Origin of the sequence: Cronobacter universalis NCTC 9529, from assembly GCF_001277175.1 — a bacterium.
Lineage (GTDB): Bacteria > Pseudomonadota > Gammaproteobacteria > Enterobacterales > Enterobacteriaceae > Cronobacter > Cronobacter universalis.
The window spans coordinates 4,225,824-4,251,551 of record NZ_CP012257.1; the positions used below are offsets into that span (position 1 = coordinate 4,225,824).

Genomic DNA, 25,728 nt, shown 5'->3' on the forward strand with positions numbered 1-25,728 from the left:
CACCCTTAAGGAAAACGTTGATGGAAAAATACACCCTGAAAGAGATTGCCCGCCCGTCCGGCGGATTCGCCATGCTGGCGGTGGATCAGCGCGAAGCGATGCGCCTGATGTTCGCCGCCGCGGGCGCGACGACGCCGGTCGCCGATGCCGTACTGACTGACTTTAAGCTCAACGCCGCGCGCGTTCTTTCACCGTATGCCTCCGCCATTCTGGTGGACCGCCAGTTCTGCTACCCGCAGGTGGTGGAGCAAAAGGCCATCGCAGACAGTTGCGCGATGATTGTCGCCGCCGACCAGTTTATCCCCGGCAACGGTATCCCCGTCGACAGCGTGACGCTGGATGACGCCGTCGACGCGCAGGCGGTGCGCCAGCAGGGCGGCAAAGCGCTCAAGTTGCTGGTGCTGTGGCGCAGCGATGAAGACTCGCAGCAGCGCCTCGCGATGGTGAAAGCCTTTAACGAGAAATGCCACGCGCAGGGGCTGCTTAGCATCATCGAGCCGGTGGTTCGCCCGCCGCGCCGCGGCGATAAGTTTGACCGCGAGCAGGCGATTATCGCGGCGGCGAAAGAACTCGGCGACAGCGGCGCCGATCTCTATAAAGTCGAGATGCCGCTTTCAGGGCGCGGCGACGCCAGCGCACTGCTTGGCGCGTCGCAGAAACTCAATGACCAGATCAATATGCCGTGGGTGATCCTCTCCTCCGGCGTCGATGAAAAACTCTTCCCGCGTGCCGTGCGCATCGCGATGAGCGCGGGCGCCAGTGGTTTTCTCGCCGGCCGCGCCGTCTGGTCGACGGTTATCGGGCTGCCGGATACCGACATGATGTTGCGTGACGTGGCGCTGCCGAAGCTGCGCCGCTTAGGGGAAATTGTGGACGACATGATGGCTCGCCGCTGAAAGGAGAACAGACAATGAAATGGTTTAACACACTGAGCCACCACCGCTGGCTGGAACAGGAAACCGACCGTATTTTCGCGTTTGGCCGCAACGCCGCCGTACCCACCGGCTTTGGCTGGCTGGGGAATAACGGCCAGGTGAAAGAGGAGATGGGCACGCATCTGTGGATCACCGCCCGTATGCTGCATGTTTACGCCGTCGCCGCCCTGATGGGCCGCCCTGGCGCTTACGCGCTGGTGGAGCATGGCATCAGCGCCCTTAACGGCCCGCTGCGTGATATAAAACATGGCGGCTGGTACGCCTGCGTAAATGACAAGGGCGTGATGGACGCCTCCAAGCAGGGCTATCAGCATTTCTTCGTGCTGCTCGGCGCCGCCAGCGCCGTCACCACCGGCCATCCCGCCGCCCGCGCGCTGCTGGATGACGCCATTGCGGTGATCGAGAACTATTTCTGGAGCGAAGAGGAGCAGATGTGCCTGGAGTCCTGGGATGAAGCCTTCACCGAGACGGAAAACTACCGCGGCGGCAACGCCAACATGCATGCCGTCGAAGCGTTTCTTATCGTCTACGACGTCACTCAGGACAAGAAATGGCTGGATCGCGCGCTGCGCGTCGCCTCGGTCATCATTCACGACGTCGCCCGTAAAGGCGATTACCGCGTCAATGAACACTTCGACACCCGCTGGAACCCCATCCGCGATTACAACAAAGAGAACCCGGCTCACCGGTTCCGCGCCTATGGCGGCACGCCGGGCCACTGGATCGAATGGGGCCGCCTGATGCTGCACCTGCGCGCCGCGCTAATCGCGCGCGGCGATGCGGCTCCGGAATGGCTGCTGGAAGACGCCAAAGGCCTGTTTAACGCCACGATCCGCGACGCCTGGGCGCCGGACGGCGCAGACGGTTTTGTCTACTCCGTCGGCTGGGACGGCAAACCGATTGTTCGTGAACGCGTGCGCTGGCCGATTGTCGAGGCGATGGGCACCGCCTGGGCGCTCTATAACGTCACCGGCGATCCGCAGTACGAAGCCTGGTATCAGAAATGGTGGGACTACTGCATGAAATACCTGATGGATTACGAAAACGGCTCGTGGTGGCAGGAGCTGGACGAGAACAATCAGGTGACCACCAAAGTCTGGGACGGCAAACAGGATATCTACCATCTGCTGCATTGCCTGGTTATCCCTCGCCTGCCGCTCGCGCCGGGCTTAGCCCCTGCCGTAGCCGCAGGTTTACTGGATAGCCTGGCCAAATAATAAAGGCGGAGTTTTTATGCGTACCCTACACAATATAGATCTGAAAAATAATGAAAATGGTTTCACCCTCAGCTGGGAAAATCGCCTGATTTTGTCCCACTCCGTGGATGCCCCCTGCCTGTGGGCGGGCGCAGGCGACGCGGATATCGAGATGTTCCGCGGCAACTTCAGCATTAAAGACCGGCTTAATGAAAAAATCGCCCTGACGCAGGCGACCGTCAGCGAGCGCCCCTCAGGCTGGGTGATCCGCTTTACCCGCGGCGATGCGGTCGGCGCCACGCTTGAGGTGAGCACCGATGACCACCAGCGCCTGGTGCTGAAGCTCAACAACGACGCCGTCGCGCACAATCGTCTCTGGCTGCGGCTGGCGGCGCAGCCAGAAGACCATATTTACGGCTGCGGCGAGCAGTTCTCTTACTTTGACCTGCGCGGTAAACCGTTCCCGCTGTGGACCAGCGAACAGGGCGTGGGCCGCAATAAACAGAGCCACGTCACCTGGCTTGCCGACTGTAAAGAGAACGCGGGCGGCGACTACTACTGGACGTTCTTCCCGCAGCCGACCTTCGTCAGCACCCAGAAGTACTACTGCCACGTTGATAACAGCGGCTATATGAATTTCGATTTCAGCGCGCCGCACTACCATGAGCTGGCGTTCTGGGAAAACCACGCCACGCTGCGCTTTGAATGCGCGCCGACCTACATTGAACTGCTGGAAAAACTCACCGGCCTGCTGGGCCGCCAGCCGGAGCTGCCGGACTGGATATACGATGGCGTGACGCTCGGCATTCAGGGCGGCACCGAGGTCTGCCAGCAGAAACTCGACGTGATGCGCCGCGGCGGCGTGAAGGTGAACGGTATCTGGGCGCAGGACTGGTCCGGCATCCGGATGACCTCCTTCGGCAAGCGCGTGATGTGGAACTGGAAATGGAACCGCGACCTCTACCCGCAACTCGATACACGCATCGCGCAGTGGAAACGCGAAGGCGTGCAGTTTCTCGCTTATATCAACCCGTATGTGGCAAGCGATCGCGACCTGTGCGAAGAGGCGGCGGCGCGTGGTTATCTGACAAAAGATGCCGCAGGCAAGGAGTATCACGTCGAGTTTGGCGAGTTCTACGCGGGCGTCGTCGACCTGACCAACCCGGAAGCGTACGCCTGGTATAAAGAAGTCATTAAAAAACAGCTGATCGAACTGGGTTGCGGCGGCTGGATGGCCGACTTTGGCGAGTATCTGCCGACCGACACGCACCTGCATAACGGCGTCAGCGCGGAAATTATGCATAACGCCTGGCCTGCGCTGTGGGCGAAATGCAACTACGAGGCGCTTGAGGAGACCGGCAAACTCGGCGAGGTGCTGTTCTTTATGCGCGCCGGTTATACCGGTAGCCAGAAATACTCCACGATGATGTGGGCAGGCGATCAGAACGTCGACTGGAGTCTCGACGACGGGCTCGCCTCGGTGATCCCCGCCGCGCTGTCGCTGGCGATGTCCGGGCACGGCCTGCACCACAGCGATATCGGCGGTTACACCACGCTGTTTGAAATGAAACGCAGCAAAGAGTTACTGCTACGCTGGTGCGATTTCAGCGCCTTTACGCCGATGATGCGCACCCATGAAGGCAACCGCCCCGGCGATAACTGGCAATTCGACGGCGACGCGGAAACCATCGCGCATTTCGCCCGCATGACGACAATTTTCACCACGCTCAAACCCTATATCAAACAGGCGGTGGCGCAGAACGCCCGCACCGGCCTGCCGGTGATGCGCCCGCTGTTTTTGCACTATGAGGACCAGCCCCGCGCCTACACGCTGAAATATCAGTATCTGTTTGGCCGCGATCTTCTGGTGGCGCCGGTGTATGAGGAAGGACGCCAGGACTGGACGCTGTGGCTGCCGGATGATCGCTGGGTAAACGTCTGGACCGGCGAAACGCACGGCGGCGGCGACATTACGGTGGATGCGCCGCTCGGCAAACCGCCGGTGTTCTACCGCGAGGGCAGCGAATGGCAGTCCCTTTTCGCCACGCTGCGCCACCTCTGATAAGACTCGCCCGCGACCATAGCGCGCGGGCAAAAGGAGAAAAATAATGAGTCAGATCGCTACCGAACCGACTACCGCGCGGTTGCCACTGAAGGAAAAGATCGCCTATGGAATGGGCGATCTGGGCTCCAATATCCTGCTGGATATCGGCACGCTGTATCTGCTGAAGTTCTATACCGATGTACTGGGGCTGCCGGGGACTTATGGCGGCATTATCTTCCTGATTGCCAAGTTTTTTACGGCGTTTACCGACATGGGCACCGGCATCATGCTCGATTCGCGCCGCCGGATCGGGCCGAAGGGCAAGTTCCGGCCTTTCGTGCTCTACGCCGCCTTTCCGGTGACGCTACTCGCTATCGCGAATTTCGTCGGCACGCCGTTTGAGATAACCGGCAAAGCCGTGATGGCGACGGTGCTATTTATGCTCTATGGGCTATTTTTCAGCATGATGAATTGCTCGTATGGCGCGATGGTGCCCGCCATTACAAAAAACCCGGATGAGCGCGCGTCGCTTGCCGCGTGGCGTCAGGGCGGCGCGACGCTTGGCCTGCTGCTCTGTACCGTCGGTTTTGTGCCGGTGATGAATCTTATCGAAGGTAACCCGCAGCTGAGCTATATCTTCGCCGCCACGCTGTTTTCGCTCTTCGGCCTGCTCTTTATGTGGTGGTGCTACGCGGGTACGCGCGAGCGGTATGTGGAAGCCGCGGCCACCAGCCCGGCGCACAAGCCGGGGCTGCTGGCGTCGTTTCGCGCCATCGCGGGTAACCGACCGCTGTTCGTACTGTGCATCGCCAATCTCTGCACGCTCGGCGCGTTTAACATCAAGCTCGCCATTCAGGTCTATTACACCCAGTACGTGCTGAACGATCCGATTCTGCTCTCGTACATGGGCTTCTTCAGCATGGGCTGCATTTTTATCGGCGTCTTCCTGATGCCGGGCGCGGTGCGGCGCTTTGGTAAGAAGAAAGTCTATATCGGCGGGCTGCTGATCTGGGCGGCGGGCGACGTTCTCAATTATGCCTTCGGCAGCGGTTCGGTGAGCTTTGTGGCGTTCTCCTGCCTCGCGTTTTTCGGCTCCGCGTTTGTGAACAGCCTGAACTGGGCGCTGGTCTCCGACACGGTGGAGTATGGCGAGTGGCGCACCGGCGTGCGCTCAGAAGGCACGGTCTATACCGGCTTCACCTTCTTTCGCAAAGTCTCCCAGGCGCTGGCCGGATTTTTCCCCGGCATGATGCTGACGCAAATCGGCTATGTGCCGAACGTCGTACAGTCGGCCGCCACGACCGAAGGCCTGCGCGAGCTGATTTTCATCTGGCCGTGCGTGCTGGCGGTGGTGACGATCGTCGCGATGGGCTTTTTCTACAACCTTAACGAGAAGATGTACGTGCGGATTGTGGATGAACTGGAAAACCGCAAGCGGGCGTTTTCGCCTGGCGCGTAACCATCACGGTGCCCGCGCCTGCGCGGGCCCTCGCTTTGAGGAACGGCTATGACGGCATTCACCAGGCAGGACCCGCTGACGCTGCGGCTGAGCCTGCGGGAGAAGTTTTCTTACGGCATGGGCGATTTTGGCTCCAACCTGATGCTGTGCATCGGGACGCTCTACCTTCTGAAATTTTATACCGATGAGCTTCACCTGCCGGCCTTTTACGGCGGCGTGATTTTTCTGGTGGCGAAGTTTTTCACGGCGCTGACCGATATGCTGACCGGCGTGCTGGTGGACTCACGCCGCGCGCCTGGCCCACGGGGCAAATTCCGGCCGTTTATTCTTTTCGCTTCCTTCCCGGTGGCGCTGGTGGCGACGGCGCAATTTGTGGCAAACGATCTGCCGCTGACCATGAAAACCGTGCTCGCCACAGTGCTGTTTATGCTGTTCGGCCTGTTTTACAGCCTGATGAACTGCTCATATGGCGCGATGGTGCCCGCCATCACTAAAAATCCGCAGGAGCGCGCGCATCTCGCCGCGTGGCGCCAGGGCGGCGCGACGCTCGGGCTGCTGCTCTGTACCGTCGGCTTTATGCCGATCCAGTCGCTCTTTACCGCGCGCCCGTCGCAGGGCTACCTGACGGCGGCGCTGATTTTCGCCGTAGTCGGGCTTATCAGCATGTTCTTCTGCTACCGCGGCGTGCGCGAGCGTTACGTGGAAGTGGTGCCCGCCGGGCATAAGCCCGGCATGCTGAAATCGTTCTGCGCGATTTTCCGGAACCCGCCGCTGCTGGTGCTGTGCATCGCCAATCTCTGCACGCTGGCGGCGTTTAACATCAAGCTCGCCATTCAGGTCTACTACACGCAGTACGTGCTAAACGATTTGCATCTGTTGTCGTGGATGGGCTTTTTCAGCATGGGCTGCATTCTGGTAGGCGTGTTTATGGTGCCGGGCGCGGTGAAGCGTTTTGGCAAAAAACAGGTTTATCTCGGCGGGCTGACGCTCTGGGCGCTCGGCGATATTTTCAATTACGTCTGGGGCGCGACATCACTCAGTTTTGTGCTGTTTTCCTGCATGGCGTTTTTCGGTACCGCGTTTGTGAATAGCCTGAACTGGGCGCTGGTGCCGGATACCGTGGATTACGGCGAATGGAAAACCGGCATCCGCGCCGAAGGATCGGTCTATACCGGCTATACCTTCTCCCGCAAGATTTCCGCGGCGCTGGCGGGGTTTCTGCCCGGCATTATGCTCACGGAGATTGGCTATGTGCCGAATGCGCTGCAAACGCCTGCGACGCTTGATGGCCTGCGCCAGCTGATTTTCCTCTGGCCCTGCGGGCTGGCGATTATCGCGGCCGTCACGATGGGGCTGTTTTATAAGCTCAATGAACAGCGCTTCGCCTTTATTATTGAGGAAATCGCCAGGCGGAAGAAATATGTCGCCGCCGCCCCGGAAGTCAGCGCCGACAATAAAGCCTCAGCCGTCACGTTATAACGATAACCATCTTCGCTCCTCCCCTTCTGTTTACAGAGGGGGCGGCCTTTCTGTACCTGTTATAGGGAAATACTATGAAGAGAATCGCAACCGCACTGCTCTGTTCGTCTGTGCCCTGCGCGGCTTTCGCGGGTGCCTATGTCGAAACCCGTGAAGCGTATAACACCGCCTCGGAATTGCACGAGGTTATTCTGCGCGCGGGCTATAACTTTGATATGGGCGCCGGTCTGATGGCCACCAACGCCTACAATGTGGGGAAATGGGACGAGATCAAGCACAGCTACAATGAAATCGAAGGCTGGTATCCGTTATTTAAACCAACAGAAAACCTGACGTTCCAGCCCGGCGGACTGATTAATGACAGTATCGACGGCTCCGGCGGCGCGCTCTATTTAGACACTAACTATAAATTTACGCCCTGGTTTAATCTGACGGTCCGCTATCGCTATAACCACAATAATTACGACACGCCGGATTTTAACGGGCAGAGGGATAAAAACGACACGCATGAATTCGCTAATTACTGGAATTTTAACGTCACGGATAAACTTGCGTATACGTTTGAGCCGCACTTCTTTCAGCGGGTGAATGATTACCACAGTAAAAACGGCAAAGACCACCACTGGGAAATCACCAACGGCTTTCGCTATAAGCTCGATCAGCACTGGCTGCCCTATGCCGAGTTGCAGTGGCTGGACCGCTGGAACGACTATCACCGTGAGCAGTACCGACTCCGTCTCGGGTTACGGTATTCGTTCTGACATAAAAAAAGCCGCTGAATCTTCAGCGGCTTTTTATTCATACCGGGCGGCGGGAACGCCTGCCCGGTTTACGGACGCACCGTATTACTCTTCTTTCGCACCGCGCATAGCACGTTTACGTTCGTTTTCCGTCAGGTGACGTTTACGGATACGTACGGACAGCGGGGTAACTTCGACCAGTTCGTCGTCATCGATGAACTCGAGCGCCTGCTCCAGGGTCATCTTGATAGGCGGAACCAGAACCGTCGCTTCGTCCGTACCGGACGCGCGCATGTTGGTCAGTTTCTTACCGGTCAGGCAGTTTACCGTCAGGTCGTTAGAACGGCTGTGAATACCGATGATCTGGCCTTCATAGACTTCCGCACCGTGACCTAGGAACAGCTTGCCGCGATCCTGCAGACCGAACAGCGCGAACGCGACCGCTTTACCCTGACCGTTGGAGATCAGGACGCCGTTGTTACGCTGGCCCACTTCGCCCGGACGAATATCGTCATAGTGGCTGAAGGTGGAGTACAGCAGACCGGTACCGGAGGTCATGGTCATGAACTCGGAACGGAAGCCGATCAGGCCACGGCTTGGGATCACGTAGTCGAGACGTACGCGGCCTTTGCCGTCCGGATTCATGTTTTTCAGGTCGCCTTTACGCTCGCCCAGCGCCTGCATCACAGAACCCTGATGCTGTTCTTCAACGTCCAGCGTCACGTTCTCGAACGGCTCTTGTTTACGGCCGTCGATTTCGCGGAAGATAACTTTCGGACGGGAAACCGCCAGTTCGAAACCTTCACGACGCATGTTCTCGATAAGAACAGACAGGTGCAGTTCGCCACGGCCAGAAACGCGGAACGCGTCAGCGTCTTCGGTCTCTTCAACGCGCAGCGCCACGTTGTGCACCAGCTCTTTGTTCAGACGGTCAAGGATCTGACGAGAGGTAACGTATTTACCTTCTTTACCGCAGAACGGAGAGGTGTTGACGTTGAAGTACATAGAAACGGTCGGTTCGTCAACGGACAGGGCCGGCAGCGCTTCGACATTCTGCGGATCGCAGATGGTGTCGGAGATGTTCAGCTCGCCAAGACCGGTGATAGCGATGATATCGCCCGCTTCCGCCAGATCGGTATCGATACGCTCCAGGCCCAGGTGGCCCAGTACTTTACCGACTTTACCGTTACGGGTTTTGCCTTCGCTATCAATGATAGTGACCTGCTGGTTCGGCTTCACTTTACCGCGTTTGATACGGCCGATGCCGATGACGCCAACGTAGTTGTTGTAGTCCAGCTGGGAGATCTGCATCTGCAGCGGGCCGTCAAGATCGACGTCCGGCGCCGGTACATGGTCGACAATCGCCTGATACAGCGGGGTCATGTCTTCAGCCATGTCTTCGTGATCCAGACCCGCGATACCGTTCAGCGCGGACGCGTAAACGATAGGGAAGTCCAGCTGCTCGTCGGTCGCGTCGAGGTTGACGAACAGGTCGAACACCTGATCCACAACCCAGTCAGGACGCGCGCCCGGACGGTCAACTTTGTTGATAACCACGATAGGTTTCAGGCCATGGGCAAATGCTTTCTTGGTCACGAAGCGCGTTTGCGGCATGGGGCCGTCAAATGCGTCAACCACCAGCAGCACGGAATCAACCATGGACATTACACGTTCAACTTCACCACCGAAGTCGGCGTGCCCTGGGGTATCAACGATATTGATACGGTAATCATTCCATTTGATCGCGGTGTTTTTCGCGAGGATGGTAATCCCACGCTCTTTCTCCAAATCGTTGGAGTCCATCACGCGCTCTTGAGTTTCAGCACGTTCGTCGAACGTACCGGATTGCTGCAGCAGCTTGTCAACCAGGGTCGTTTTACCATGGTCAACGTGCGCAATGATGGCGATGTTACGCAATTTTTCGATCACAACTTTGCCTCAGGCATTAGAAATAGCGCGTTATTGTACACGTATTAATCGAAGGACTAAACAGGATCACAATCATCTGACGCAAACAAGTGTTGTCGCCAGGCTTTGTGATCCTTTTCACGCAGCGGTAAAAGGGCTATTAAACGTAAATTGCACCAACACAGTGCTTGTTTTTTACACACAGGCACTATATTGGTGCAATCTCTCCATTGTGGTGCAGCCCTTTTGCACTATGACGCGCATCATAGCGCCTTTTTGGGGGAATTTGAAAGTTGGCACAGATTTCGCTTTAAAGATTACAGGGCGGCAACGCCAATTTTAATAAGTACTGAATACCTCGTTACCACGACGACAATGACAAATCCGGGAGAGTTAAGTATGTCCGCTGAACACGTTCTGACGATGCTGAATGAACATGAAGTGAAGTTTGTGGATCTGCGCTTCACTGATACTAAAGGTAAAGAACAGCACGTCACCATCCCAGCCCACCAGGTGAACGCCGACTTCTTCGAAGAAGGTAAAATGTTCGATGGCTCTTCCATCGGTGGCTGGAAAGGCATCAATGAATCTGACATGGTGCTGATGCCGGACGCCTCCACCGCTGTCATTGACCCGTTCTACGAAGAACCGACCCTGATTATTCGTTGCGACATCCTCGAGCCGGGCACCATGCAGGGCTACGATCGCGACCCGCGCTCCATCGCCAAGCGCGCAGAAGAATACCTGCGCTCCACCGGCATCGCGGACACCGTACTGTTCGGGCCGGAACCTGAGTTCTTCCTGTTTGACGACATCCGCTTCGGCAGCTCCATCTCCGGCTCCCATGTCGCGATTGACGACATCGAAGGCGCGTGGAACTCCTCCACCAAATACGAAGGCGGCAACAAAGGCCACCGTCCGGGCGTGAAAGGCGGTTATTTCCCGGTTCCGCCGGTTGACTCTTCTCAGGACATCCGTTCTGTGATGTGTCTGACCATGGAAGAGATGGGCCTGGTCGTTGAAGCGCACCACCACGAAGTGGCCACCGCCGGTCAGAACGAAGTGGCGACCCGCTTCAACACCATGACCAAGAAAGCGGACGAAATTCAGATCTACAAATATGTCGTGCATAACGTCGCGCACCGCTTCGGCAAAACCGCAACCTTCATGCCGAAACCGATGTTCGGCGATAACGGCTCCGGTATGCACTGCCACATGTCCCTGTCCAAGAACGGCACCAACCTGTTCTCTGGCGATAAATACGCGGGTCTGTCTGAGCAGGCGCTGTACTACATCGGCGGCGTAATCAAACACGCGAAAGCCATTAACGCCCTGTCTAACCCGACCACCAACTCTTACAAGCGTCTGGTTCCGGGCTACGAAGCGCCGGTGATGCTGGCTTACTCGGCGCGTAACCGCTCTGCGTCTATCCGTATCCCGGTGGTTGCGTCTCCGAAAGCGCGTCGTATCGAAGTGCGCTTCCCGGACCCGGCGGCTAACCCGTACCTGTGCTTCGCTGCCCTGCTGATGGCCGGTCTCGACGGCATCAAGAACAAGATCCACCCGGGCGAAGCGATGGACAAAAACCTGTATGACCTGCCGCCGGAAGAAGCGAAAGAGATCCCGCAGGTTGCCGGCTCTCTGGAAGAAGCCCTGCAGGCGCTGGACGCAGACCGCGAGTTCCTGACCGCAGGCGGCGTGTTCACTGACGATGCGATTGACGCTTACATCGCGCTGCGTATCGAAGAGAACGATCGCGTTCGCATGACGCCGCACCCGGTAGAGTTCGAACTCTACTACAGCGTGTAATGATTTATTGATGTTGATAGCCAGCGGATTTCAGGTTGTCGCCACTGCGTGAAATCCGCGAATGTTTTTTTGTTGCCGTGGAAACTTTAGCCCATCTTCGGATGGGCTTTTTTCACCGCCCGATACCGGTTTTAACGGTCTTTTTCGCGTTAAAACGCTATAATGCACTAAATTGGTGCAAACCCTGGGGGACTGCTGGATGGCAACAGGCACGCTGCCCGATGCTGGGCAGATCCTTAATGCATTAATCAATAGCATTTTACTGGTCGACGACGAGCTGGCGGTGCATTACGCCAACCCGGCGGCGCAGCAGTTGCTCGCGCAAAGCTCACGTAAGCTTTACGGCACGCCCTTACCGGAGCTGCTGAGTTATTTTTCCCTGAATATCAGCCTGATGCAGGAGAGCCTGAACGCGGGCCAGGGATTTACCGATAACGAAGTGACGCTGGTAATAGATGGCCGCTCGCACATTCTTTCCCTGACGGCGCAACGTCTGCCGGATGGCCTGATCCTGCTGGAGATGGCCCCGATGGATAATCAGCGACGTTTAAGCCAGGAGCAGCTCCAGCATGCCCAGCAAGTCGCCGCGCGCGACCTGGTACGCGGCCTGGCGCATGAAATCAAAAATCCGCTCGGCGGCCTGCGAGGCGCAGCGCAGCTGCTGAGCCGCGCCCTGCCCGACCCGTCGCTGACGGAATATACCAAAGTCATTATTGAACAGGCCGACCGCCTGCGTAACCTGGTGGACCGCCTGTTAGGGCCGCAGCAGCCGGGCATGCACGTCACCGAAAGCATCCATAAAGTGGCCGAGCGGGTCGTGAAGCTGGTCTCTATGGAGCTGCCGGAAAACGTCACGCTGGTGCGCGACTACGATCCGAGCCTGCCGGAATTTACCCACGACCCGGACCAGATAGAACAGGTACTGCTGAATATCGTGCGTAACGCGCTCCAGGCGCTGGGCGAGGAAGGCGGCGAGATCACGCTGCGCACCCGCACCGCGTTTCAGTTGACGCTGCACGGCGTACGTTACCGTCTGGCCGCCCGTATCGACGTGGAAGACAACGGGCCGGGCATTCCGGCGCATCTGCAGGATACGCTGTTTTACCCGATGGTCAGCGGCCGCGAAGGCGGCACCGGGCTGGGGCTTTCCATCGCCCGAAATCTTATCGATCAGCATTCGGGAAAAATCGAATTTAACAGTTGGCCAGGCCATACCGAGTTCTCGGTCTTCCTGCCTATTCGGAAATAGAGGTGATTATGCAACGAGGGATTGTCTGGATCGTCGATGACGATAGCTCCATTCGCTGGGTGCTTGAGCGCGCGCTCACCGGAGCAGGCTTAAGCTGCACCACCTTTGAGAGCGGTCACGAGGTGCTGGACGCGCTGAGCACTAAAACCCCGGACGTGCTGCTGTCCGATATTCGTATGCCGGGCATGGACGGCCTGACGCTGTTAAAACAGATCAAACAGCGTCATCCGATGCTTCCGGTCATCATTATGACCGCGCATTCCGATCTCGACGCCGCCGTCAGCGCCTATCAACAGGGCGCGTTTGATTATCTGCCGAAACCGTTTGATATCGACGAGGCGGTGGCGCTGGTCGAGCGCGCCATCAGCCACTATCAGGAACAGCAACAGCCGCGCAGCGCGCAGGTTTTCGGCCCGACGACCGACATCATCGGCGAAGCGCCGGCGATGCAGGATGTGTTTCGTATAATCGGCCGCCTCTCCCGCTCCTCCATCAGCGTGCTGATTAACGGCGAATCGGGCACCGGTAAAGAGCTGGTGGCGCATGCGCTGCACCGCCACAGCCCGCGCGTTAAAGCGCCGTTTATCGCGCTGAATATGGCGGCCATTCCCAAAGACCTTATCGAATCGGAGCTGTTCGGACACGAAAAAGGCGCGTTCACCGGCGCGAACCAGATTCGCCAGGGCCGTTTCGAACAGGCCGACGGCGGCACGCTGTTTCTTGATGAAATTGGCGACATGCCGCTGGATGTGCAGACCCGCCTGCTGCGCGTACTGGCGGACGGTCAGTTTTACCGCGTCGGCGGCTATGCGCCGGTGAAAGTGGACGTGCGTATTATCGCGGCGACGCACCAGAACCTGGAGCTGCGCGTCCAGGAAGGGAAATTCCGCGAAGATTTATTTCATCGCCTGAACGTGATCCGCGTGCATCTGCCGCCGCTGCGCGAGCGCCGCGAGGATATCCCGCGTCTGGCGCGCCATTTCCTGCAGGTGGCGGCGCGCGAGCTGGGTGTGGAAGCCAAACTACTGCACCCGGAGACGGAAGCCGCGCTGACGCGTCTCGCGTGGCCTGGCAACGTGCGCCAGCTGGAAAACACCTGTCGCTGGCTCACCGTCATGGCCGCAGGCCAGGAAGTGCTGATTCAGGATCTGCCGGCCGAGCTGTTTGAAACCAGCGTGCCGGACGCGCCGTCGCAGGCGCTGCCGGAGAGCTGGGCAACGCTGCTCGCGCAGTGGGCCGACAGGGCGCTGCGTTCCGGTCATCAAAACCTGCTTTCCGAAGCGCAACCGGAGATGGAGCGTACGCTTTTAACCACGGCGCTACGGCACACGCAGGGACATAAACAGGAGGCCGCGCGCCTGCTGGGCTGGGGGCGGAACACCCTGACGCGCAAGCTAAAAGAGCTGGGAATGGAGTAAGCGGCAGGGCGGTGTAAAAAAACGCTGCCGCCCGCAAATTGCTCTAATTTTGTACTTTACTGTCCGCCAGGCTTGAGTATGATCGGGCGCGGTTATGGGGGAGAGTTATTATGCTGGAATCACTGATCCATATCGCCACGCAAAGCGCAGAAGCGGGCGCCGCCGCGGGCCATACGCCCCAGACGGCGATTGCCGCCCTGCTTTGCGCAGCGATAATCAACTTCTTTAGTTAAAAAAAGCGGGCGTAACGCCCGCTTTTTTTATATCACGCGTGAGAACTGTTGCAGCCGCGCTTTGCGGCGCAGATAGACGTCAAAGCACATGCAGACATTGCGAATCAGCAAACGCCCTTTCGCCGTCACGGTGATTCCGCGCGCGTTCACGTCCACCAGCCCGTCTTTCGCCAGCGGCGCCAGCAGTTGCAGATCTTCGGCAAAATAGTCGGCGAAACGGAGCGACCACGTCTTCTCGATCTCAGCGAAATCGAGCCGGAAATTACAGATCAGCGCTTTGATGACGTCGCGGCGGATGCAGTCGTCGCGCGTCAGCGCAAGCCCGCGCCACAGCGCGTTGCCCTGCTCATCCACCGCCTGATAGTAACGCTTAAGCTCTTTCTGGTTCTGCGCGTAGCAGTCGCCGATCATACTAATCGCCGAGACGCCTAAACCGAGCAGATCGGTGTCGCCCTGCGTGGTGTAGCCCTGGAAGTTACGATGCAGCACGCCGTCACGCTGGGCGATAGCCAGCTCATCATCCGGCTTCGCGAAGTGATCCATACCGATGAACTGATAACCCGCGTGGGTCAGCGACTGGATAGTCTGCTGAAGGATATCGAGCTTCTGCTGCGCCGACGGCAGATCCGCCTCTTTGATTTTGCGCTGCGCGGCAAAGAGCGTCGGCAGGTGCGCGTAGTTAAAGACGCTCAGGCGGTCCGGGTTAAGCTCCGCCACGCGCTGCAGCGTAAAGGCGAAACTTTCCGGCGTCTGCTTCGGCAGACCGTAGATTAAATCGATATTGGCTGAGGTGAAGCCCACTTCCCGCGCGCGTTTGATGAGCGCAAAGATGAAGTCTTCATCCTGCTCGCGGTTCACCAGACGCTGCACCTCTTTATTGAAATCCTGCACGCCCATGCTGAGACGGCGGAAGCCTTCGGCGTGCAGGTGATCCAGCACGTCCAGCTCAATTTCGCGCGGGTCGACTTCAATGGAGATTTCGGCGTCGTCGTTGAACCGGAAATTCGCGCGCAGCAGGCCCATCAGGCGGCTGATTTGCGCTTTGCTGAGGTAGGTCGGCGTACCGCCGCCCCAGTGCAGCTGGCTGACGCGACGCCCGGCAAACAGCGGCGCGCGATGAATAATCTCCTGCTCCAGCACGTCGAGATACTGGTCGGCTTTATGCTGCTGGCGGGTGACGATTTTATTGCAGCCGCAGAAGTAGCAGAGCTTGTGGCAGAAAGGGATGTGAACGTAGAGCGAGAGCGGCCTGTCGGGATAACGCGCGACCGCGCGCGCGAAATCAGGCTCGCCAAACGTTTCTGAAAACTCAAGAGCCGTGGGATATGAGGTATAGCGCGGCCCGGAATAGTTATATTTCTGGATGAGGGCCAGATCCCAGTCGATTACCTGCTCAGACATGCTTACTCCTTCCGACGGTTTCGCCGACGCGTTCGGCGAACTGGCCCACCCGGATGGCGGGTGATAAGCCGGCTGCGCAGCCACTTCTGGCGCCGCGACAGCCGGTGTAGTTTAACGAATAACCACACCAGATAACATACTATCGGAAGGAGTATAAGCAGGACGGTCGGCCCCATCGGAAGGGTTAGTTTCCGCCTTTGAGCAGGCGCATCATATCTTCCTGCGGCTCTTCTTCTTCGTCTTCATCGTCGTCGTAAGAAAGGCCGAGCTGCTGCATCAGTTCATCAATGCGATCGAGACGGGAATCGACCCACGCCTGATCGTCCGCGCTCAGGGTTTCCCCCTCTTCCAGGCGTTCCAGCAGCGCGTCCAGGCGCTCGTCGTTCTCCAGCATGTCCAGCTCTTCCTGCGGTGACAACATAGGTTTCTCACTCTTAGGTTGTGGTTGGTGCTTCTGAGGTCGGGTGTCCTGAGCGTCGCTCACCCCGAGCGGAATCGGTTTCTTACTGCCGATGCGCGGATCTTTCTGCTTAGACTGGCCGGAGGATTTTCCGGACGCGTCGGCACCCGTCGCGCGGCTCCCCGGCGCATGGCCGCGGTGCTTTTTATCGCGCTTGCGATCGCGGGCTTCCTGATTTAATTCTTCACGCGTTTTACGGCGAGCTTTAGCTTTGGCGGGGCCTTTGCCACGCACAGAGGATGAGGGTTGCTTCATAATTTTTCGTCTTGGGCCGTTTTAAACAGTATAGAATTGCGGCGGAATCTAGCAGAAAGCAAGTAAAGAAAAAAGGCGACAGGTAAACCTGTCGCCTTTTTTCCTGACTTTTTAACCGGTCATCGGTATCCACCGTCTTGGTGCGCTTACAACCAACCCTGTTTTTCCTTCAGCCGACAACGCTCCGTGTCGTGTTCCTTTATCCTTGTTAACGTCTCCGACGTTTACCGTCCTGGTATGCTGTGTGCTTCGTCACCCTGACGCTCCAGACCCCTCATCCTGAGTTATTATCCGTTGCGACACTCCGTTGCCCGTGACCATTACTTTACCAGTCTGAGCGAGGGGCTCAAGCCGCAAACGGCTCTAAAAGTCCATTTTCGGACATTTCTGCAAGGTTAACTCACTGTTTTTACTTAACTAAAACTTACAGAGCGGTTTTTAATACTGGCGAAATCTCAACATAAGGCGGGCGGATCTCTTACATCTCGCCAGGGCATTTTGTAAGCCTCGGGAGAGAACAACAGCCTTTTATCCCTGTTCAGGTATAATCGCGGCTATTGCTTAAGCTTATCCTGACGGAGACGACCGTTTTGACTCAGTTGAACTATCAACAGACGCACTTTGTGACCAGTGCGCCAGATATTCGCCACCTGCCTTCCGATACCGGCATTGAGGTGGCATTCGCAGGCCGCTCCAACGCCGGGAAATCCAGCGCGCTCAATACGCTGACCAATCAGAAAAGCCTGGCGCGCACCAGTAAAACGCCGGGACGCACGCAGCTGATTAACCTGTTTGAAGTCGCCGACGGCAAGCGCCTGGTGGATCTGCCAGGCTACGGCTACGCCGAAGTCCCGGAAGAGATGAAGCGCAAATGGCAGCGCGCGCTGGGTGAATACCTGGAAAAACGCCTGTGCCTGAAAGGCCTGGTGGTGCTGATGGATATTCGCCATCCGCTGAAAGATCTCGACCAGCAGATGATTGAGTGGGCCGTGGACAGCGGTATTCCCGTTCTGGTGCTGCTGACCAAAGCCGACAAACTGGCGAGCGGCGCGCGTAAAGCGCAGCTGAATATGGTGCGTGAAGCGGTGATTGCCTTTAATGGCGATGTGCAGGTTGAAGCGTTTTCTTCACTGAAGAAAACAGGCGTGGATAAGCTGCGCATTAAGCTGGACAGCTGGTTTAACGATCTGCCGTCTGTGGCCGAAGACGCCGCCCCGCAAGCGTAACCCTTTCTCCGGCGCGGGCCTGGCTCGCGCGTCCGCTTTTTCCGACGCAATAAAAAACGCCCCAGTCATTTCTGACTGGGGCGGCTAAAATATTCAGCCAAATCCGATTACGTGAAGTAAAAGGTCTGAAAGATAGAACATCTTACCTCTGTACCCTACGTCGATAACTCTACCCTTTTTTTATGACGGGAAAAAGCACTTTTTGTAATTTCTTTTCATCCTTTACATAGCAATTTCTAATGATTATCACAAAAATCTATTAGTTATGTTGCTAAGTTACAAAAGCGACCACGCGCGTTTGAGCATCAGTGCGCCTCATCCCAGTTTACGCCGCTGCCCACTTCCACCAGCAACGGCACGTCAAGCTGCATGCTGTTTTCCATGAGTTCATGGATTTTCTGCGATACCGCTTCCACGTCATCTTTATGCACTTCGAACACCAGTTCATCGTGCACCTGCATGATCATTTTGACGCGCGGCTGCGCTTTCTCCAGCCAGCCATCGACCGCGATCATGGCGCGTTTGATGATGTCTGCGGCCGTTCCCTGCATCGGGGCGTTGATCGCCGCGCGCTCAGCGCCTGCGCGCCGCGCCGCGTTGCTGGCATTGATATCCGGCAGGTAAAGGCGACGCCCGTCCAGCGTTTCCACATAGCCCTGTTCTTTCGCCTGCTTGCGGGTGCGCTCCATATACTCCAGCACGCCAGGATAACGCTCGAAGTAGAGATCCATGTACTTCTGCGACTCTTTACGCGGGATATTGAGCTGGCGCGACAGGCCGAACGCGCTCATGCCGTAAATGAGACCGAAGTTAATCGCCTTGGCGCTGCGGCGCTGCTCGTTAGAGACGCTCTCCAGCGGCAGACCGAACACTTCCGCCGCCGTCGCGCGGTGGATATCTTTGCCTTCCGCAAACGCGCTGAGCAGCCCTTTATCGCGCGAGAGATGCGCCATGATGCGCAGCTCAATCTGCGAGTAGTCCGCCGAGACAATTACATAATCCTCCGGCGCGATAAACGCCTGGCGGATACGGCGGCCTTCGTCGTTACGCACCGGAATGTTTTGCAGGTTCGGATCGGTGGACGACAGACGGCCAGTGGCCGTGACCGCCTGATGATAGGAGGTGTGCACGCGGTCGGTTTTCGGGTTAATCATCTGCGGCAGTTTATCGGTGTAAGTCGATTTCAGCTTCGCAAGGCCGCGGTATTGCAGAATGACTTTCGGCAGCGGGTAGTCGAGCGCCAGCTCTTCCAGCACTTCTTCTGAGGTAGACGGCGCGCCGCCCGGCGTTTTCTTCAGCGGCTTGATGCCCTGCTTTTCAAACAGGATGGTTTGCAGCTGTTTGGTGGAGGAGAGGTTAAACGGCTCGCCCGCAATCTCATGCGCTTTTTGCTCAAGCTCGGCGAGCTTAAGGGCAATCTCCTGCGAATGCGCGTGCAGCACCGCCGGATCGATTTTCACGCCGTTGCGCTCAATACGCGACAGCACCGGCACCAGCGGCATCTCAATGTGTTCAAAGATATTCAGCGGGCCTTTGTGCTGCTGGAGTTTCGGCCACATCTTCAGGTGCAGCTGGAGCGTCACGTCGGCGTCTTCCGCCGCGTAGCGCCCGGCCTGTTCGAGATCGATCTGGTTAAACGTGAGCTGGTTTTTACCTTTGCCGGCGATCTGCTCAAACGTGATGGTGGTGTGTTTAAGCCAGCGGCTGGACAGGCTGTCCATATCGTGGCGGCCGGAGACGCTGTCCAGAATGTAAGATTCCAGCATGGTGTCGAAGACAATGCCGCGCAGCTCAATGCCGTAGTTCTGCAAAATGCCGCGGTCGAATTTCAGGTTCTGGCCCACTTTCACCAGCGAGTCGTCTTCCAGCAGCGGTTTTAATAATTCCAGCACGCGATCGCGGGACAGCTGATCCGGCGCGTCGAGGTAATCATGCGCGACCGGAATATAGGCGGCAAGGCCAGGCTCGGTGGCGAACGAGATGCCGACGAGGTTAGCTGTCAGGTTATCCAGGCTGTCCGTTTCGGTGTCCACAGCCACCACCGGCGCGTTTTTAATGCGCTCGATCCACGCCTGAAGCGTCTCTTCATCAAGAATGGTGACATAGCGCTCCGCAGAAAGCGCGACGGCCTCTTCTTCCGGCTCCGCGTCGACGACAATGGTTTCTGTGGGCTTCGCGGCGGGTTTGCCACGGGACTGGAGCCATTTGCCGGCTTCGAGATCGGACGTCCAGCGCTTAAATTCGTACTGACGGAAGAGCGCGAGCAGTTCATCGGCCAGCGGTTGCTGCACTTCCAGACGATCGTGGCTCAGCTCCAGCTCCACGTCGGTTTTAATGGTCGCCAGCTGATAGGAGAGATACGCCACCTCTTTGTTCTGCTCAAGCTTCGCCGCCATGGTTTTAGCGCCGCGGAAGGAGAGCTCAGCGATTTTCTCCGGGTTGGCGTAGAGCGCGTCCAGACCGCCGAGCCCCTGTAACAGCGCCTGGGCGGTTTTCTCGCCGACGCCCGGCACGCCCGGAATGTTATCGGACGAGTCGCCCATCAGCGCCAGGAAGTCGATGATAAGCTCCGGCGGCACGCCATATTTCGCGCGCACTTCTTCCGGGCCCAGCACGGTGTTGGTCATGGTATTGATAAGCGTGACGTCTGGCGTGACAAGCTGCGCCATGTCTTTATCGCCGGTGCTGATGAGCACCGCCCGGCCAGCGGCGGCGGCTTCTTTGGCGAGCGTGCCGATAACGTCGTCCGCCTCCACGCCGGAGACCGCAAGAAGCGGCAGGCCCATCGCTTTAACCATCGCATGCAGCGGTTCAATCTGCGCGCGCAGATCGTCAGGCATCGGCGGACGGTGCGATTTATAGTGCTCGAACAGTTCATCGCGGAAGGTTTTGCCTTTCGCGTCGAACACCACGGCCGCGTGGGTCGGCTGGTACTGCAGTATCAGGCTGCGCAGCATATTCAGCACGCCATACATCGCGCCGGTGGGCTCGCCGGCGCTGTTGGTGAGCGGCGGAAAAGCATGATACGCCCGATACAGGTAAGAAGAGCCATCGACGAGAATAAGGGGATTTTCTGGGATCTGAACCATAATGTCCGTGCCTGATAATGAAGTTATGGATAAAGGATGCCATAGCCTGGCGCAAAACATGAAACCCAAAGGGCCGATCGCAGGGAAAGTTTTGTCGATCCGCGCGATCACTCGCAATGCTGCCTGTGGATAACTTTGTGCACAAAAACCTAAGCTATTAATAACGTGAGATAAAAACGTAGCGAAGCGCTGTAAATAACCCAATAAATCATAAACTTATAAAAACCCTGACGTCGCTAATTATTTTTTGGCGGAAAAGTTTTATTGTGGATATAAAAAACGGCTTTTGCCGTTTCGTCTGAAGCACGCTTAAAGCAGGGGTTTATTCATCGCAGGTTACGTTTAGGCTCATTACGTCAGAATGTTTTCTGTTAGAATCTGCGCCCTCTGCCGTCCCCGGCATTTTATCGAATCGCCTGAAAACTATTATGTCGAGATTACTCGCTGCGATGACGCTTATGCTGAGCGTCGCGTTGACTATTGTGGTAACTATTTTATGTTCCGTGCCGATTATCCTTGCCGGAATAATTAAGCTGCTGCTGCCGTTGCCGGCGGTCTGGCGCTCGGTTTCCCGCTTCTGTAATTTTATGATGTATTGCTGGTGCGAAGGGCTGGCATTACTGCTGCGCCTGAACCCGCATCTCAAATGGGAAGTTCATGGGCTCACCGGGTTAAATAAAAAGAGCTGGTATTTACTTATCTGCAATCACCATAGCTGGGCGGATATTGTGGTGCTGTGCGTGCTGTTTCGTAAGCATATTCCGATGAATAAATATTTTCTGAAACAGCAGCTTGCCTGGGTGCCCTTTATTGGGCTCGCCTGCTGGGCGCTGGATATGCCATTTATGCGCCGTTATTCCCGCAGCTATCTGCTGCGTCACCCCGAACGACGCGGCAAGGATGTGGAAACCACGCGCCGCTCCTGCGAGAAATTCCGCCATCATCCGACAACCATCGTGAATTTCGTTGAAGGCTCACGTTTTACCGAAGAAAAACAGCGCCAGCTGCGTTCACCCTTCCGGCATTTACTTCCGCCAAAAGCGGCGGGCATTGCGATGACGTTAAACGTACTGGGGAAACAGTTCGATAAGATGTTAAACGTGACGCTTTGCTACCCGGAAAATAACCGCACGCCGTTTTACGATATGCTGAGCGGAAAGTTAACGCGCATCGTGGTGCATATCGATTTATTGCCGGTGGAGGCCTCGCTGCACGGCGATTACGTTAATGATAAAAACTTTAAACGGGGTTTTCAGCAGTGGCTCAATGGATTGTGGAACGAGAAAGACGCCAGACTTGAAGCCATTTATCAGCAACATAAAAAAGCCGGTCAGTGACCGGCTTTTTTAGTTATTTAATATGCTTACTTTTTGCCAAGCAGGTAGTTAACGGTATCCGCATATTGCTGGACAAAGACATCCATATTGCTGGTATCCATACCCTGCGGATTCAGCTGATATTTACCGTTAACGTACATGGCAGGCACGCCCTGCAGGCCAACATCAGCCGCCGCTTTTTCCTGCTGCGCCACGAGCGATTTCACGACAAAGCTGTTCCAGGCGGCGTCATATTCTTCCGGCTTTACACCCGCATCGATAAAGACTTTGCGGATATCGGCGGGCGTTTGTACGGTCTGGGTTTTCTGCACCGCTTCAAACATCGGGGTCGTAATTTTATCTTCGATGCCCATCGCCATCGCTACCGCCCACGCCTGCGTCAGTTCTTTACCCAGCGGGCCCAGGAACTCGACGTGATATTTAGTCATTTTAGTGCCTGCCGGCAGCTTTTTCTTCACGCCGTCGGAAATATGCAGCACTTCTTCAAACTGGTAGCAGTGCGGGCAGTAGAAGGAGAAGAACTCCATCACCTGCGGAGCTCCGGCAACCGGCTTCTCCAGCGTGTTGTACTGCTTCCCGTCAGCGTAGTCGGCGGCGGAAACGCTGAATGCCATCACCATACCGGCCAGCGCCAGCCAAATCTTCTTCATCATTTACTCTCTCCTGAATATTACAGATCAATACATTGGCGTTAGTTGTAAAGGAGGCTCATTGAGCGCCCGAATTTGCTCGTTAAAAGTCGCCGTCTGACGGCGCCAGAAATCTTCTTCCGCAAGCCAGGGGAAGTTGCGTGGAAACGCGGGATCTTCCCAGCGGCGGATAAGCCAGGCCAGATAGTAGACCTGTCGCATCGCGCGCAGCGGCTCTATCAGCTCAAGCTCTTTGATATTGAATGTAGTGAACTCTTCGTAGGCTTCCAGAATGGTTTCCATCTGCATGCGCTGTTCGGCCGTATCGCCGTTCAGCAACATCCAGAGATCCTGAATGGCCGGACCGTTGCGGGCGTCATCAAGATCGACAAACAGTGGGCCGTCGCGCCAGAGAATATTGCCTGGATGGCAGTCGCCGTGCAGACGCAGGGCGTCATAACCTGGCTGCCAGCGAGCGGTTACCGCGTTCGTCAGCGCATCGGTTGCCTGCAAAAATGCCGCCTTGAGCGAAGCAGGAATAAGCGTGCTCGCCTCATAGACCGCGCGCGGCTCCAGCAGGTATTCATTGATGCCGATGGTCGGACGGTGCGAGAAGAGCCGCTGTTTGCCGGTCTGATGAATACGACCCAGATAGCGGCCAACCCATTCCATCTGGTCAAGGTTATCCGTTTCATACTGACGGCCGCCAAGGCCCGGGAAGACGGCAAACATAAAGCCATCATGCGTTAACAGCGTATCGCCATGAAGACGCAGCGGCGCGGCAACCGGGACTTCGTCGTTTTCCAGCTCCAGCGCGAAATGATGCTCTTCGCGGATTTGATCGGCGCTCCAGCGGTGAGGGCGGTAAAACTTCACAACAAAACGCTTACGATCTTCATCCTGAAAAAGATAAACGCGGTTTTCAAAGCTATTAAGCGCGGTTAAGCCAGAATCCACACGAATCCCGTGTTCAAACAGGGCGTCCATGATGGTGTCTGGCTGTAGCGTCTGGAAATTAAAAGCGTTATCTGTCATCCCGATATCCGGAAAACACAAGCAATGCTTCAGGATATCATCTCAAAGCCGCAGCGAGAGCGTCTCTTACAAGCTTTTACTCTTTTATCACGCCGCGGGCGCGCAACAGGGCGGTTTTAAAATCGTCTTCGTAATCTTTCTGGATGCCAGGGATCACGGCGTCTTTATCAGCGTCACGCATTTTTAACTGATAAATCAGGATATCATCGGTAAGATCGGCCAGTTCGCCGGTAAAACCGGATTCAGCGGCCAGCTTTTGCAGGAACTCCAGCAGGTTGAGATCGGGCTCTTTTTCCCAGGCCGGCTGAAGCAGTTCGATAACTTCATTAAGACGTTTGCATTTCATCAGGGTCTCCTTTTATCTGGCTGACACGTTAGCAGGGACAAAACCGTATGAAAAGAGGTGATATTCTTGGATAAGCTTAGCGCGATTACCGGCGTGGTGCTGGCGGGCGGCCGTGCGACGCGAATGGGCGGGCGGAACAAAGGGCTGATGCAACTGAATGGCAAAGCGCTCTGGAGGCATGTGGCGGAGCGCCTGGCGGCGCAGGTAGCGCACGTTGCGGTGAGCGCTAACCGGGATTTGAACGCCTATCGCGAATGCGGTTATCCGGTCATTACCGATACCCTCCCGGATTTTCCAGGGCCACTTGCGGGAATGCTTGCTGTTATGCAGCAGCGTCATAGCGAATGGTATCTCTTTTGCCCGTGCGACACGCCGCATATTCCGGCCGATCTCGCGCAACGTCTGTGGACCGCGAAAGAAGCGCGCCCTGCCGTATGGGTTAACGATGGCGAGCGCGATCACCCTGCCATTGCGCTGATGCATCAATCCGTTAAGGTGCCTCTGGCCGAATACCTTGCGCGAGGAGAACGCCGTGTGATGGTTTTCATGCGTGAGATTAATGGCTGTGGCGTGACGTTTGCGAATAAAGATGACTTTGCCAATGTGAATACGCTGGCCGAGCTTGAACGCTGGCAGGAGGAATAATGGTTCCGTTACTGGGGATTGCCGCGTGGAGCGGTACGGGAAAAACGACGCTGCTTAAGGCCCTGATTCCGCTACTGCGCGAACGAGGCATACGGCCAGGGCTCATTAAGCATACTCACCACGATATGGACGTGGATACGCCGGGCAAAGACAGTTATGAGCTTCGCAAAGCGGGCGCGGCGCAGACGCTGGTCGCCAGCGCGAAACGCTGGGCGTTGATGACGGAGACGCCGGACGAGGCTGAGCCGGACCTGCACTATCTGGCGAGCAGGATGAACAGCTCACAGCTGGATCTGATTCTGGTTGAAGGGTTTAAACATGACGCGATCGCGAAAATTATGTTGTTCCGGGAGGGCACCGGGCGGGACCCCGCAGAACTGGCGCCGGATGATCATGTTATCGCCATTGCCAGTGACAGACCGCTATCTGAGGCGGAATTACCTGTACTGGATATTAACGATCCGGCGCAGATCGCGGCGTTTATCGCTGACTGGCTGGCGCAACAGCGCTAAGTGAGGAGTTATTCAGGGAAGGGAGGCGGATGGAAAAGGATGAAGAGCTGAGGCCGGTAGCCTTATCTTTTTCTCCGGGTGCTCGGGGCGCTAAAAAGCAAAAACCCCTCAGCGGTGCTGAGGGGTTCTTTATTTGATGCCTGGCAGTTCCCTACTCTCGCATGGGGAGGCCCCACACTACCATCGGCGCTACGGCGTTTCACTTCTGAGTTCGGCATGGGGTCAGGTGGGACCACCGCGCTACAGCCGCCAGGCAAATTCTGTCCGTCCACCGCTTTCGCCATGAACGTTATCCGTCACAAGCTGAATGTCTCTCTCAACAC

General features: G+C 56.8%; 22 protein-coding genes and 1 rRNA gene. 14 read left to right on the forward strand and 9 right to left on the reverse strand.

Going from position 1 to position 25,728, the window contains the following annotated elements; all coding sequences use genetic code 11:
• Nucleotides 1-20 precede the first annotated feature (20 nt).
• The 6 genes from yihT to ompL all read left to right on the forward strand — a co-directional run bounded on the left by yihT (nt 21) and on the right by ompL (nt 7,874).
• Nucleotides 21-896 (forward strand): sulfofructosephosphate aldolase, encoded by an 876-nt coding sequence (gene yihT / locus AFK65_RS19560; RefSeq protein WP_038858572.1) that lies wholly within the window; start codon nt 21-23, stop codon nt 894-896.
• Nucleotides 897-910: 14 nt separating this feature from the next.
• On the forward strand, nt 911-2,152 hold the full coding sequence (yihS, locus tag AFK65_RS19565) for a sulfoquinovose isomerase (RefSeq protein ID WP_038858570.1): 1,242 nt from the start codon (nt 911-913) through the stop codon (nt 2,150-2,152).
• Nucleotides 2,153-2,168: 16 nt separating this feature from the next.
• Complete coding sequence (locus tag AFK65_RS19570; protein ID WP_007703500.1) at nt 2,169-4,193, forward strand: alpha-glucosidase; 2,025 nt, start codon at nt 2,169-2,171, stop codon at nt 4,191-4,193.
• 46 nt (nt 4,194-4,239) lie between these two features.
• Nucleotides 4,240-5,634, forward strand: a complete 1,395-nt coding sequence (locus AFK65_RS19575) for an MFS transporter (protein ID WP_038858568.1) — start codon at nt 4,240-4,242, stop codon at nt 5,632-5,634.
• Nucleotides 5,635-5,682: 48 nt separating this feature from the next.
• Nucleotides 5,683-7,113 (forward strand): MFS transporter, encoded by a 1,431-nt coding sequence (locus tag AFK65_RS19580; RefSeq protein WP_038858566.1) that lies wholly within the window; start codon nt 5,683-5,685, stop codon nt 7,111-7,113.
• 74 nt (nt 7,114-7,187) lie between these two features.
• Complete coding sequence (gene ompL, locus AFK65_RS19585; protein WP_007703512.1) at nt 7,188-7,874, forward strand: porin OmpL; 687 nt, start codon at nt 7,188-7,190, stop codon at nt 7,872-7,874.
• 84 nt (nt 7,875-7,958) lie between these two features.
• Here the strand turns inward: ompL and typA are convergent, their stop codons facing one another.
• On the reverse strand, nt 7,959-9,782 hold the full coding sequence (typA, locus tag AFK65_RS19590; RefSeq protein ID WP_007703515.1) for a ribosome-dependent GTPase TypA: 1,824 nt from the start codon (nt 9,780-9,782) through the stop codon (nt 7,959-7,961).
• A gap of 378 nt (nt 9,783-10,160) precedes the next feature.
• Between typA and glnA the strand changes: the two genes are divergently transcribed.
• The 4 genes from glnA to AFK65_RS21965 all read left to right on the forward strand — a co-directional run bounded on the left by glnA (nt 10,161) and on the right by AFK65_RS21965 (nt 14,470).
• A complete protein-coding gene (gene glnA, locus AFK65_RS19595) occupies nt 10,161-11,570 on the forward strand; it encodes a glutamate--ammonia ligase (protein WP_023899705.1) in 1,410 nt (469 codons plus the stop codon).
• A gap of 199 nt (nt 11,571-11,769) precedes the next feature.
• Entirely contained in the window at nt 11,770-12,819 is a 1,050-nt protein-coding gene (glnL, locus tag AFK65_RS19600; protein ID WP_038858564.1) for a nitrogen regulation protein NR(II), read from the forward strand.
• A gap of 8 nt (nt 12,820-12,827) precedes the next feature.
• Complete coding sequence (gene glnG, locus AFK65_RS19605; RefSeq protein WP_038858563.1) at nt 12,828-14,237, forward strand: nitrogen regulation protein NR(I); 1,410 nt, start codon at nt 12,828-12,830, stop codon at nt 14,235-14,237.
• Between the two features lie 110 nt (nt 14,238-14,347).
• Nucleotides 14,348-14,470 (forward strand): YshB family small membrane protein, encoded by a 123-nt coding sequence (locus AFK65_RS21965; RefSeq protein WP_007703532.1) that lies wholly within the window; start codon nt 14,348-14,350, stop codon nt 14,468-14,470.
• Between the two features lie 27 nt (nt 14,471-14,497).
• On the opposite strand, the gene hemN is transcribed toward AFK65_RS21965, so the two are convergent.
• Both hemN and yihI read right to left on the reverse strand, forming a co-directional pair.
• Nucleotides 14,498-15,871, reverse strand: coding sequence for an oxygen-independent coproporphyrinogen III oxidase (gene hemN, locus AFK65_RS19610; protein ID WP_038858560.1), 1,374 nt, complete (start codon nt 15,869-15,871; stop codon nt 14,498-14,500).
• A gap of 184 nt (nt 15,872-16,055) precedes the next feature.
• Entirely contained in the window at nt 16,056-16,586 is a 531-nt protein-coding gene (gene yihI, locus AFK65_RS19615) for a Der GTPase-activating protein YihI (RefSeq protein WP_032805056.1), read from the reverse strand.
• Nucleotides 16,587-17,176: 590 nt separating this feature from the next.
• Between yihI and yihA the strand changes: the two genes are divergently transcribed.
• Nucleotides 17,177-17,812 (forward strand): ribosome biogenesis GTP-binding protein YihA/YsxC, encoded by a 636-nt coding sequence (yihA, locus tag AFK65_RS19620; RefSeq protein ID WP_038858628.1) that lies wholly within the window; start codon nt 17,177-17,179, stop codon nt 17,810-17,812.
• 93 nt (nt 17,813-17,905) lie between these two features.
• Here yihA and AFK65_RS22495 read toward each other — a convergent pair whose 3' ends face one another.
• On the reverse strand, nt 17,906-17,953 hold the full coding sequence (locus tag AFK65_RS22495; protein ID WP_071892919.1) for a spot 42 RNA, inhibition of DNA synthesis: 48 nt from the start codon (nt 17,951-17,953) through the stop codon (nt 17,906-17,908).
• A 164-nt stretch (nt 17,954-18,117) separates the two neighbouring features.
• Complete coding sequence (gene polA, locus AFK65_RS19625; RefSeq protein WP_038858559.1) at nt 18,118-20,901, reverse strand: DNA polymerase I; 2,784 nt, start codon at nt 20,899-20,901, stop codon at nt 18,118-18,120.
• Between the two features lie 428 nt (nt 20,902-21,329).
• On the opposite strand from polA, the gene AFK65_RS19630 reads away from it, so the two are divergent.
• Entirely contained in the window at nt 21,330-22,238 is a 909-nt protein-coding gene (locus AFK65_RS19630; protein WP_007703551.1) for an acyltransferase, read from the forward strand.
• Between the two features lie 26 nt (nt 22,239-22,264).
• Here AFK65_RS19630 and dsbA read toward each other — a convergent pair whose 3' ends face one another.
• The 3 genes from dsbA to AFK65_RS19645 all read right to left on the reverse strand — a co-directional run bounded on the left by dsbA (nt 22,265) and on the right by AFK65_RS19645 (nt 24,248).
• On the reverse strand, nt 22,265-22,888 hold the full coding sequence (gene dsbA, locus AFK65_RS19635) for a thiol:disulfide interchange protein DsbA (RefSeq protein WP_032805770.1): 624 nt from the start codon (nt 22,886-22,888) through the stop codon (nt 22,265-22,267).
• A 27-nt stretch (nt 22,889-22,915) separates the two neighbouring features.
• Complete coding sequence (locus tag AFK65_RS19640) at nt 22,916-23,902, reverse strand: serine/threonine protein kinase (protein ID WP_007703564.1); 987 nt, start codon at nt 23,900-23,902, stop codon at nt 22,916-22,918.
• A 76-nt stretch (nt 23,903-23,978) separates the two neighbouring features.
• Complete coding sequence (locus AFK65_RS19645; protein WP_007703566.1) at nt 23,979-24,248, reverse strand: YihD family protein; 270 nt, start codon at nt 24,246-24,248, stop codon at nt 23,979-23,981.
• Between the two features lie 66 nt (nt 24,249-24,314).
• On the opposite strand from AFK65_RS19645, the gene mobA reads away from it, so the two are divergent.
• Nucleotides 24,315-24,893 (forward strand): molybdenum cofactor guanylyltransferase MobA, encoded by a 579-nt coding sequence (mobA, locus tag AFK65_RS19650; RefSeq protein ID WP_007703585.1) that lies wholly within the window; start codon nt 24,315-24,317, stop codon nt 24,891-24,893.
• Nucleotides 24,893-25,405, forward strand: coding sequence for a molybdopterin-guanine dinucleotide biosynthesis protein MobB (gene mobB / locus AFK65_RS19655; RefSeq protein WP_007703586.1), 513 nt, complete (start codon nt 24,893-24,895; stop codon nt 25,403-25,405). The genes mobA and mobB overlap by 1 nt, the downstream gene beginning before the upstream one ends.
• A gap of 138 nt (nt 25,406-25,543) precedes the next feature.
• On the opposite strand, the gene rrf is transcribed toward mobB, so the two are convergent.
• Nucleotides 25,544-25,659: ribosomal RNA gene (gene rrf / locus AFK65_RS19660) — 5S ribosomal RNA — on the reverse strand.
• Nucleotides 25,660-25,728 lie beyond the last annotated feature (69 nt).